This is a genomic window from Streptomyces sp. NPDC051133, assembly GCF_040682635.1.
Classification (GTDB): Bacteria; Actinomycetota; Actinomycetes; order Streptomycetales; family Streptomycetaceae; genus Streptomyces.
Window position 1 is genome coordinate 109,291 of the sequence record NZ_JBFBBK010000011.1, and the last position, 11,035, is coordinate 120,325.

Sequence of the window (11,035 nt, forward strand, 5' to 3'; positions counted from 1 at the left end):
CTCATCGCTCCCTGACCAGCGCCGCGTACGCGCCGCCGTGTGCCACCAGTTCCTCGTGCCGCCCGCGCTCGACCACCGTGCCGTGCTGCAGGACGACGATCTCGTCGCTGTCCCGGACCGTGCTCAGCCGGTGCGCGATCACCACGCAGGCACAGCCGCGCCGGCGCAGGTTGTCCATCACGACCAGCTCGGTCTCCGCGTCCAGCGCGCTGGTCACCTCGTCCAGCACCAGGATGCTGGGCCGGCGCACCAGCGCCCGGGCGATCTCCAGACGCTGGCGCTGGCCGCCCGAGAAGTTGCGGCCGTCCTGCTCGACCCTGCTGTGGATGCCGCCGGGCCGGCGCATCACCGCGTCGTACAGCGCCGCGTCCTTCAGCGCCTCGACCACGGCCTCGTCCGGGATCGAGGGGTCCCACAGGGCCACGTTGTCGCGGATCGAGCCCTCGAAGAGGAACACGTCCTGGTCGACGAAGGAGACGGAGGCCGCGAGCGCGCCGCGCGGGATGTCCTCCAGCCGGCGGCCGTCGATGCGGATCACCCCGTCCCACGGCGCGTACAGGCCCGAGATCAGCCGGGACACCGTGGACTTGCCGCTGCCGGAGCCGCCGACCAGCGCCACCTGCCGGCCGGGGCCGACGGTCAGGTCGAAGCCGCTCAGCAGCGGCTGGTCCAGCGGGCTGTACCCGAAGGTGACGTTCTCCAGCTCGACGTGCCCGTGCAGCCGGCGCGTGGAGTCACCGCCGCCGGGGCGGGCGTAGAGCGGGTCGGCCTGGAAGTTCTCCACGTCCTTCAGCCGGGCCACGTCGGCCGCGAAGTCCTGGATGCGGCCCGCGACACCGTTGAGCCGGGTCAGCGGCGCGGTGAAGCGGGTGACCAGTGCCTGGAAGGCGACCAGCAGACCGACGGAGATGTGCCCCTCCACCGCGCGCAGGCCACCGATCCACAGGATCAGCGCGCTGTTGAAGGTGGCCAGCGCGGGGGCGACCACCCCCAGCCAGGCGCTCGGCACGCCGAGCCGCTGCTGCTCCTCCAGGGTGGTGGCGTGCTGCCCGGCCCACTTGCGGAAGTAGCCGTCCTCGCCGCCGGTCGCCTTCATCGTCTCGATCAGCTGCAGACCGGTGTACGAGGTGTTGGTCAGCCGGGCCGTGTCCGCGCGCAGCTTCGCCGTCCGGGTCGCGCGCAGCCGTACGACCAGGCGCATGGCGACCACGTTGAGCAGGGCCACGCCGATGCCGACGCCGGTCAGCTGCGGGTCGTAGGTGTACAGCAGGACCGCGTACAGCACGACCACGATGGCGTCCACGCCCGCCGCCGCGAGGTCGCGGGCCAGGGTCTCGGCCACCTGGTCGTTGGACTGCAGCCGCTGCACCAGGTCGGCGGGGGAGCGCTGGGCGAAGAACGTGACCGGCAGCCGCAGCAGATGGCGCAGGAACCGGGCGCTGGACAGGGTGGAGGAGATGATCCGGCCGTGCAGCAGGTTGGCCTGCTGCAGCCAGGTCAGCACCAGGGTGAGCAGCACACAGGTCGCCATCGACGCGAACAGCACGCCCAGCAGCGAGGTCTGCCCGCCGATGAGGAAGGTGTCGATGTAGGTACGGCTCAGCGCCGGTACGGCCGCGCCGACCGCGACCAGCAGCAGGCTGGCCAGGACGGCGGCGGGCAGGGTGCCGGCGGTGCCGCGCAGCCGGGCCGGCATCGCGCCGAGCACGCCGGGGCGGCGGCCGCCCCGGCTGAAGCCCTCGCCGGGCTCCAGCACCAGCACGACACCGGTGAAGCTGCCGTCGAACTCCTCCATGGGCACGAACCGGCGGCCCTTGGCGGGATCGTTGATGTAGACGCCCCGGCGGCCGAAGCGGCGGCCCATGCCGTCGTAGACGACGTAGTGGTTGAACTCCCAGAACAGGATGGCCGGGACCTGCACCTCGGCGAGGGCGGCCAGGTCCATCTGCATGCCCTTGGCGGTCAGGCCGTAACTGCGGGCCGCTTTGAGCAGGTTGGAGGCGCGTGAGCCGTCACGGGAGACGCCGCAGGCGATGCGCAGCTCCTCCAGCGGGACGTGCCGGCCGTGGTGGCCGAGCACCATGGCGAGGGAGGCGGCACCGCACTCGACGGCCTCCATCTGGAGCACGGTGGGCGTACGGACCGTGCCGGCCCGGGACTTGGGGACCGGCCGCTTGGCCGGGGCGGCCCGTCTGCGGCGGTTTTCCTGCGTGGTGGTCACGGGAGCAGCCAATCGACGGGGCGCTGGTCGGCGAGCCGGACGGAACCGGTGGCGAAGGTCATCGAGTCGAGCCCGAACGGCGGCCCGTCGGTGGTGGACCACCGGTAGCCGCTCTTCGTCGCCTTCGACCGCTCCAGCTCCACCAGGACGGCCACCGGCCGGCCCTTGCGGGTGAACTGCTCGCCGAGCTGGCTGTCGCCGAGGAACGCGGAGATCGACTGGGCGGACTGAGCGGTGCGGTCCACCGCCTTCACCCGGCCGCGCAGCACGCCGTACCGCTGCGCCGGGACCGAGGACACGGTGAGGTCCACGGTGGCGTGCGCCGGGATGGCGGCGGCGTTCTCCGCGGGGACGTACACGGTCGCGTACAGCGGGTCGGAGGCGTGCGCGACCCGTTCCACCGCGGCGACGTTCGTGCCGGTCTGGATGATCTGCCCGATGGTGGCGGCGAGGGTGGTGACGCGGCCCGCGGCGACCGTGCGGACCACCGAGTCGCCCTGACTCGTACGGACCTTGAGGACCGGGGCGTTCGCGGGCAGCCGCTCGCCCTGCCGGGCGAGGACGGCCGTGACCTGGCCGGCGACCGGGCTCTGCAGCAGATAACTGCCCTGCCCGTGTGTGAGGACGGCCTGCGCGCTCACCGTGGAGGCGACCGAACCGGTCACCGCCCATACGGAGGCCGCCGCCATGACGACGACGGTGATGCCGAGCGCGAGCCAGCCCTGGGGGCGGGCGAGCCGCACGGGGAGGTCCAGCTCCTCCGGCGACTGGAGCTTGGCGAGGGCCTGTTGGCGGAACTGCACGGAACTTCCCTCACCTGTGGGAGAGACGCTGGTGTTTCAGGGCATCCGAGAGTCCCGGAGCCGCGGGACGGCTCCGGGACTTCGGCGATGCCCGGGGGCGATCAGAGGCCGGCGACCAGGCCGGTGACCGGGGCGACGTTCAGGCCGGTGACACCCTCGACGGTGCCGATGGCCGTGTCCACCACGCCGGAGACCGGGGCAACGCCGTTCACGGCGCCGGTGACGGTGTTCAGGGCGTTCAGGGACAGACCGCCGGAGACGTTGTCCAGCTCGGCGTCCGAGATCTCGACGGTCTCAACCTGGGGGGTGGAGTTCATGGGGGAACTTCCCTTCGTATGGATATTTCACAAGGGGGAGAGCGGCCCCCTCTGGGAACAGACGGACCGCCACGACCGCCGGGGGGCGACCCCTGCGGTGCGATGGATCAAAGCACGCACGCGGGGCGCGCTTCCAATCAACCAGGGCTCTCACCAGGGCACTTGCGCTACGAAGAGACTCATCCGTGCAGGTGTGCGCACGGCACGTCGGCGACTCCTTCACATGCCGCACCGCATCGCCGCATCCGGCCTCTTGCCCGCCGCGCGGCGAATCCGGCACTCCGCGCCAAAGGCGTACCGGGGGGCGCACGATTGTGCAGATCCGCTGACGGCGGTGACTTGGTTGAGTATTCAATGTGCAGATTCCCTGAAGCAGGGATTCCGCCTTGTGTTCGCAGCTGACCGTTACCGACCGGTAGCCGAGCGTGTCAGCCCAGGATCGCGTAGACCGTGCTCGCGCGTGCCGCGAGCGCGCCCGAACCGGCGTCGCTGAGGGCGATGTCGGCGAACGCCGTCCGGCGGCCCAGCTTCGTCAGCACCGCCTCGATCAGGACATCGGATCCGGTCACCGCGCGCTGGAACGACGTCGATTGCTGCACCGTCGTCATCGGCACGAACGCGCCCCGCGCCGCCGACACCGCGATGACCGTCGCCGTGTCGGCCGCCGCCATCAGCGCCTGCCCCGACAGTCCCCCGCCGTCCCGGGCCAGCCGGTCCGACCAGGGCAGACGCAGCACGGCCCGGTCCTCGCCGAGCGACTCGACGGACAGGGCGAGGTCGAGCACCCAGGGGGCGAAGCGGTCGGAGAGGATCTTGTCGGCTTCGGCGGGGGTCATCGTCATATGGGGGATTGTTCCCGGCCGCCCGCCGCGACACGCGGAACGTGGCCGATTCGCCGCCGCGGTACGGCCGTTGGGAAACGGAATTGAACACACCGCGCGGCCGGTGCGTACCTACGGCCATCCAGGCGCCCCGATACGAACTGCCCGTGAGCGGCAGACCCCCGTCCCCAGGAGGTCGAGAAGTTTGAGTCACAAGCGAATGCCCAAGCGCAAGGCGGCGATAGCGGTGGGCGGTGTCGCGGCGCTCGGAGCGGCGGCTCTCCTGCTGCCCAACGCCCACGCGTCCCAGGACAAGGACCAGGCCGCGGACGGCGCCGGCACCGCGAAGACCCTGAAGGCCACCGAGGCCTCGGGCCTCGCCGCCCAGCTGCAGAAGGCCCTCGGCGACGCCTTCGCGGGCTCCTACTACGACAGCGGCAAGCAGCAGCTGGTCGTCAACGTGGTCAACGGCGACAGCAACACCGTCGTCCAGGCGAAGAAGGCGGGCGCGGTCGTCCGCCAGGTGAAGAACAGCACCCGCGACCTCAAGGCCGCGGCCGGGACGCTGAAGACGAAGGCGACCATCCCCGGCACCTCCTGGGCCGTCGACCCGCGCACGAACAAGGTCCTGGTCACCGCCGACTCCACCGTCACCGGCGCCAAGTGGAACAGACTGCAGTCGACCGTGCAGGGCCTCGGAACCGGCATGGCCACCCTGAAGAAGTCCGCCGGCACCTTCAAGACGTTCGTCTCCGGCGGCGACGCGATCTTCTCCCAGGTGCAGGGCGGGGGCGTGCGCTGTTCCCTCGGCTTCAACGTCACCGCCTCCGACGGCAGTCCGGCGTTCCTGACGGCCGGTCACTGCGGGGTGGCCGCCAAGGACTGGTCGGACTCGCAGAACGGCCAGCCGATCGCCACCGTCGACCAGGCGAAGTTCCCCGGCAACGACTTCTCGCTCGTCAAGTACAACGACGCCAGTACCCAGGCGCCCAGCGAGGTCAACACCGGCAACGGCCAGACCGTGCAGATCACCCAGGCCGCCGACGCCACCGTCGGCGAGACGGTCTTCCGGATGGGCTCCACCACCGGTCTGCACGACGGCCAGGTCACCGGCCTCGACGCCACCGTCAACTTCCAGAGCGAGACGGACCCGAACGGCGTCGACACCGTCAACGGCCTCATCCAGACGAACGTCTGCGCGGAACCCGGTGACAGCGGCGGCTCCCTGTTCACCCAGGACGGCGGCGCGGTCGGCCTCACCTCCGGCGGCAGCGGCGACTGCACCAGCGGAGGCGAGACCTTCTTCCAGCCGGTCACCGCGGCGCTCCAGGCCACCGGCGCGACGCTCGGCAACGGCGGCAATGGCGCAGGCGGCGGCAACGGCGCAGGCGGCGGCAACGGCGCGGGCGGCGGCAACGGCGCGGGCGACCAGTCGGGTTCCGCCGACCCGTCGGCCTCCGCGAGCGACCCGTCGGGCAGCGGCGCCGGTGACCAGTCCGGAGCCGGCGACCAGTCCGGTGCCGGCGCCGACCCGTCCGCCTCGGCCGGTGACCAGTCCGGCAGCGGCGCGGGTGACCAGTCCGGCAGCGGTACCGGTGACCAGTCCGGCAGTGGTACGGGTGACCAGTCCGGCACCGGTTCGTCGGACAACGGGTCGTCCCTGACCGGCAGCAACTGAGCCGGACTCCCCACGAACCGGCGACCGGTCCGGCCCTCCGGCGGGAGGGCCGGACCACCGCCGGTCAGCCGTCCGGGCGGGCCCGCAGCAGCAGCACCGCCACGTCGTCCCCCGCTGCTGGGCCGCCGCACTGTGCCGGACGACCTCGTCCGCCAGGTCCTGCAGCGGCCGGTCGCCGCACCGTCCACCAGGTCCAGCACCCGTACCCTCCCGTCCGGCCGCCGCAGCGGCGGCGGATGCCCCGCGCGCGCCGACACGGCCGCTCCGCGCGCGGGGTCGTGCCGCAGGTACGGGCAGCCGGCGAACAGGTCCGCACCGAGGTCGATGAGCAGCCGGTCGGTGCTGCCCATCACCTCGTGCGGTGCCTGCCCGACCGCGGTGTACGCGCGCACCCCGGTACGGATCTGCCCCATCAGCCCCGCCGCCGTCACGTTGTGCCCCTGCACGTCCCCGATCACCGCCGCCGCCAGCGGCCGGGTCGGCACCAGGTCGTAGAAGTCGCCGCCGATCTCCATGCCGTGCGTGGCCGGCAGACAGCGGGCCGCCGCCTCGATGCCGGGCGGCGGCGCCGGCGTGTCCGGCAGCAGCGCCTGTTGCGGCCCGTGCGCCGGCCGGTGCTTGGCGTCGTACAGCCGGGCCCGCTCCAGTGCCTGCGCGATCAGCCCGCCGAGCGAGGTCAGCACGGCCCGCTCGTCAACCGGGAAGACATGGGGCTCGGCGTACGCCGGCACACACGTGCCCACCAGCCGCCCGGACGCGATCAGCGGCAGATACGCCCAGGCCGCGAAGCCGTCCGGGGTCCGGTGCCGGCCCGGATACAGCCGCGCGAGATGGTCACCAGCCGGGCGGGATTGCCGTCCGGCCGCGGCGCGCCCCGGGTCAGCTCCTCACCGCCCGGGCCCGGCTGATGCGCACGCTCAGCCCCGTCGTGCTCGGGCAGAGCCGGGACGACAGCCAGTCGCCCGGTGGGCGCGGCGCCACGAACGACGTCACCTGCTGGCTGAGCGGCGCCGCCCCGTAACGGTCCTCGTGCACCGGGTCGTTCAGCCAGGGCACCGACACCCACGGCACCAGGCCGAGCAGCTCCCCGGCGGGTCTGCCGAGCAGCTCGGCGGAGCCCGTGCCGGCGAACCCCCGGCGTGCACCGCCATCTCCAGGACCGGCTCGTCGCGACTGAGCAGGTACACCGTGCCGGAGCGTGCCCGCACCTCCCTCAGCAGGGTGGCCTGCGCCGGCGACAGCACGGGCCGGGAGACCGGCGGCCCGTCGGCCACCGGTGCGCGGCCCGGCCCCGGCCCGTCGGACACGCCGACCACTTGCTCGTACGGCCGCGCGTCGCATCCCGGGGCAAGACTCTCCCGCGAGAGCGGCCCGCGCACGGCGAGCGCCCGGTCGCGGCGGCGTCCGCTACCCCGGTGTGCCGTGTTCACGCGTCCTGAGTCGATGCGCGGTGCGGCGTACGGACGCGGGGTGTGCGCCCTCGTGCGCCCGGATGGCCGATTCCGTGCGCAGGACGCCGAGAGCCGGCCTGGCCCGGCCCGGCACAACGGCGTGCCGCTGCGGGGTGCGGCTCCGGCCGGGCGACGGGGACGGGAAGACCCCGGGGCGCCGGCGCGTGGTGCCCTCGCGGTCCGGACAGACCGCGGCCCCGCCGCCACTGGTGGCTTCCGTCGGCGCAGATCAGCGGCCGGATCCGGTGTCGCACGGCCGTGTGCCCGGCGAGGCCTGGAGCGCCGCCGTCGGAACAGGCCGGAAAAGGCGGAGTCTTTTCCGGCGGTCACGGGTTTGCGGGGGGATCCCCAGGGCACACGCCGGGGCGGACATGCGGTCGCAGTCTTCCGCGTCCACATCCCGCCGAGTCGACGGGGCTGTGACGCAAAAGGATCGCCCAGGCACTCTCCGTTCAACTTCTGGGGGTTGCTTCTGGGAGGAGCCCTGTGAAGACTGTGGCCGAGTTCCATCGAAACGAAGGCGTGGTCGACCGTGTTTCTGCCATTCATGGGCAGTTATCGGTCGGTGGTACGTATTCTTTCGCTTCGTCTTGAGCGGTCGGAGCTGGGCCGCTGTTCCACCAGGAGCCGGGAGGGATCCGCGCGTCCGTCGCGCGGGAGGTCGCCAAGGGGGAAGAGATGTCGGACTGGTCCGCCGGAGCGCACATGGCGGAGTGGGGCCGTGCCCGCCGCCGCAGTCGGCGCGTCGTTCACCGGACGTGTTGAGGCGCCTTCCGTGTCCGACCGAACCGGCCGTCGGCCGACGATGCCTGAACCGTAGGCCGGCCGAAGGAGCTACGCGGGTCAACCGCCCCTGCCCGGCCGCACCCTCGGTGGCCCGAGTGTGTCCCGTTCCGCCGCCGGGCCCCGGCGCCGGGCCTGTGCGTGATCTCTCCGCGTCCGCGCGCCGCTATCAAGGAGACAAGGTGATCAGCAACCAACTGACGGGCGATCCGCTGCTGTTGGAGGTCTTACCCGGCCGCTGGCGGGACTTACGCGAGTCCGGACCCGTCCGCCACGACGAGGCCCAGGGTGTGTGGCAGGTGCTGGACCACGAGACGGTGGCCACCGTGCTCGCCGATCCGGCGACGTACTCCTCGGACCTCTCCGCCCTGGCTCCCAGCCAGCCGGACTTCGACACCTTCACGCAGGGCAACTTCGTGGGCATGGACCCACCGGAGCACCGCAAGCTCCGCACGCTGGTCAGCCAGGCGTTCACACCGCGGGTCGTGCAGGGACTCGGGCCCCGGATCGAGGCCGTGTCCGCCCGCTTGCTGGACGCCGTCGCGGACCATGACCGGTTCGACCTGGTCGACACGCTGGCCTACCCCCTCCCCATCATCGTGATCGCCGAACTCCTCGGCATCCCCGCCGAGGAGCACCGCCTCTTCCAGGAGTGGGCGAGCGTCCTGTTCGGCGGTGACCAGCTCGGCGAGGCCCCGGACATGGCCGACCTGGAGCGGGCGCTGGAGGCCATCGCACCCACGGTGCGCGAGATGAACGGCTACATGCTGGAGCACATCCGTCACCGCCGCGCCCACCCGGGGGACGACCTCACCAGCCGGCTCATCGCCGCCGAGGTGGACGGCGTCGGGCTGCGGGACCAGGAGATGGTCGGCTTCGTCGCCCTGCTGCTGGTCGCCGGGCACATCACCACCACCGCGCTGCTGGGCAACGCCGTCGTCACCTTCGACCGGCACCCCGGCACGAACGCCGCCCTGCGCGCCGACCCCGCCGGGCTCCCCGACGCCATCGAGGAGGTGCTGCGCTGGCTGCCCCCCTTCCCCGAGCTGGGCCGCCGCGTCACCCGTCCGGTGGTCCTCGGCGGTCATGAACTCCCCGCCGACGCGCTGCTGATGGCGCACCTCGGCGCCGCCAACCGTGACCCGGCCCGTTTCGAGGCGCCCGACGTCTTCGACGTGACCCGTCGCCCCAACCCGCATCTGACCTTCGGTCACGGAATCCACTTCTGCTTCGGGGCACCGCTGGCCCGGCTGGAGGCGCGGATCGCGCTGCGCATGCTGCATAAACGATTCCGCAGGCTGGCGGTCCCGTCCTACGAGGACGTCACCTTCCAGAATCCGGCCGTGATCATCGGCGTCCGTCACCTGCCGGTCGAGGTCGGCAGAGCGTAAGGCGGCGCGCACGCGCCCCGGTCGCCCGCGCACCGCTCGCGCTGGGCCGGCCGTCACCCGCACATGAGACCCACGCAACGGGAGTCCCCTTCTCATGCCGTACACCGCCCCCATCGCCCCGGCCGTGTCCTGGGCGTCGTCCCTGTTACGCCAGCAACTGCAGGAGCGTCTCGACCTCCTCGCCCACAGCCACCGGGTGCCCGGCGCACAGCTGCTCCTGGACACCGGCACCGAGGTGCTCACCCTGCACACCGGTACGGCCGACGCCACCACCGGCGCCCCGTTCGCCGCCGACACGGCCGTTCCGCTGGGATCGCTCACCAAGCCCTACACGGCCGCCCTCGTCCTGCTCCTCGCCGACGACGGCGACCTCGACCTCGACGAGCCCGCCGCCGGACATCTGCGCGAACTGCGGGACGTTCCGAGGGTGACCGTGCGCCATCTGCTCAGTCACACCGGCGGCCTGCCCACGGGCCCCGACTCCGACACCGCTGCCGCCCTCACCGGCGCCCGTTACCTGCAGACCGTCTGCACCGCCCGCGACGCCCTGTTCGCGCCGGGCACCGACTTCTCCTACTCCAACGCCGGCTATGTCGCCGCCGGACGGCTGGTGGAGGCGGTCACCGGCATGCCGTGGCAGGAGGCGTTACGGGCGCTGCTCCTCGAACCCTTGGGCGTCACCGCCGCCTTCACCGGTGACAGGCACCCCGCCCGCCCGGTCGCGGCGGGGCACGCCGTCAACACGGCCACCGGGCAACTGCGTCCGGCCACGCAGACCCTGGCACCGGTGGAGGCGCCGGCCGGCGCGCTCCTGGGAAGCGCCGTGGACCTCGCCGCACTGGGCAGGGCACTCGTCGGCCGCTCGGACGTGCTGCCGCCCGCCGTCGCCAAGGTCATGCGCCACGCGGAACCCGCCGCCCGTCCGGGTGCCCTCGCCGACGGATGGGCACCGGGACTGGCCCTGTACCGGCAGGGCGACCGCTGGTGGTGCGGTCACGACGGCAACGCGCAGGGCACCTCCTGCCACCTGCGGGCCGACCCCGAGAGCGGCGTGGTGGTCGCCTTCACGGGCAACGCGGGCGGCGCCACGGCGCTCTGGCGCGACCTTGCCGACGACCTGTCCCGCATCGCCGGCGTGCGCGTGCCCGCCACCGTCCGCCCTGCGCACCGCGGCCGGCCCGTCGAGCTGCCCGACTGCACGGGCACCTACCGCAACGGCGCCACCACCTATCGCGTCGCGCCGGGGCCCGACGGCTCACCGGCCCTCTCCGTGGACGGCGACCTGCCCCTCCCGCTGGTCTGTCACGCCGATCTGTCGTGCGATCTGCTCGACCCCGCCACCGGCCGCCCGGAGCCGGGTGGCCGGTTCCACCGCGACCCCGTCACCGGCAGGATCGACCGGGTGCAGATATCCGGGCGCACGGCCCGCCGTAGCGCCGACGGCTGAGCCGCACGTCTCACCGGACCACCCGCTTCCGCGGCCCCCGCAGCCGCCGCCGGGCCCCGGCACCTCCCGCGCCCCCTCCCCGCATCGCCCCGGCGGGGCCGAGGGCTGCCCGCGCGACCGCGC

7 protein-coding genes and 1 pseudogene are annotated in these 11,035 nt (G+C 72.9%); 3 read left to right on the forward strand and 5 right to left on the reverse strand.

The annotated features are described in order from the left end of the window. Position 1: 1 nt before the first annotated feature. The 4 genes from AB0N17_RS14350 to AB0N17_RS14365 all read right to left on the reverse strand — a co-directional run bounded on the left by AB0N17_RS14350 (position 2) and on the right by AB0N17_RS14365 (position 4,183). Positions 2–2,221 (reverse strand): NHLP family bacteriocin export ABC transporter peptidase/permease/ATPase subunit, encoded by a 2,220-nt coding sequence (locus AB0N17_RS14350; protein ID WP_366011596.1) that lies wholly within the window; start codon positions 2,219–2,221, stop codon positions 2–4. Further along, positions 2,218–3,024: an HlyD family efflux transporter periplasmic adaptor subunit gene (locus AB0N17_RS14355; protein WP_366011597.1), complete on the reverse strand. Its 807-nt coding sequence runs from the start codon at positions 3,022–3,024 to the stop codon at positions 2,218–2,220. Before AB0N17_RS14355 ends, AB0N17_RS14350 begins: the two co-directional genes overlap by 4 nt. 101 nt (positions 3,025–3,125) lie before the next feature. Next, the gene (locus AB0N17_RS14360; protein ID WP_366011598.1) at positions 3,126–3,341 is read right to left on the reverse strand and encodes a type A2 lantipeptide; all 216 of its coding nucleotides are present in this window, start codon (positions 3,339–3,341) and stop codon (positions 3,126–3,128) included. 428 nt (positions 3,342–3,769) lie between these two features. Beyond that, positions 3,770–4,183, reverse strand: a complete 414-nt coding sequence (locus AB0N17_RS14365; protein ID WP_366011599.1) for a PaaI family thioesterase — start codon at positions 4,181–4,183, stop codon at positions 3,770–3,772. 199 nt (positions 4,184–4,382) lie between these two features. Here AB0N17_RS14365 and AB0N17_RS14370 point away from each other — a divergent pair, with 199 nt between their 5' ends. Continuing rightward, positions 4,383–5,840 carry a S1 family peptidase gene (locus tag AB0N17_RS14370; protein WP_366011650.1) on the forward strand — a complete coding sequence of 486 codons (1,458 nt, stop codon included), beginning with the start codon at positions 4,383–4,385 and terminating at the stop codon, positions 5,838–5,840. Between the two features lie 64 nt (positions 5,841–5,904). Here the strand turns inward: AB0N17_RS14370 and AB0N17_RS14375 are convergent. Further along, positions 5,905–6,956: pseudogene (locus AB0N17_RS14375) on the reverse strand (GAF domain-containing SpoIIE family protein phosphatase); the annotation flags it as partial. A 1,300-nt stretch (positions 6,957–8,256) separates the two neighbouring features. Here AB0N17_RS14375 and AB0N17_RS14380 point away from each other — a divergent pair. Together AB0N17_RS14380 and AB0N17_RS14385 are read left to right on the forward strand one after the other, a co-directional pair. Next, on the forward strand, positions 8,257–9,465 hold the full coding sequence (locus tag AB0N17_RS14380; RefSeq protein ID WP_366011600.1) for a cytochrome P450: 1,209 nt from the start codon (positions 8,257–8,259) through the stop codon (positions 9,463–9,465). A gap of 94 nt (positions 9,466–9,559) precedes the next feature. Further along, a complete protein-coding gene (locus tag AB0N17_RS14385) occupies positions 9,560–10,912 on the forward strand; it encodes a serine hydrolase domain-containing protein (RefSeq protein ID WP_366011601.1) in 1,353 nt (450 codons plus the stop codon). Positions 10,913–11,035 lie beyond the last annotated feature (123 nt).

Coding starts and splice junctions, on each gene's coding strand:
- AB0N17_RS14360 (WP_366011598.1), bottom strand. CDS start 3,341: ATGAACTCCACCCCCCAGGTTGAGACCGTCGAGATCTCGGACGCCGAG.
- AB0N17_RS14365 (WP_366011599.1), bottom strand. CDS start 4,183: ATGACGATGACCCCCGCCGAAGCCGACAAGATCCTCTCCGACCGCTTC.
- AB0N17_RS14385 (WP_366011601.1), top strand. CDS start 9,560: ATGCCGTACACCGCCCCCATCGCCCCGGCCGTGTCCTGGGCGTCGTCC.
- AB0N17_RS14370 (WP_366011650.1), top strand. CDS start 4,383: ATGCCCAAGCGCAAGGCGGCGATAGCGGTGGGCGGTGTCGCGGCGCTC.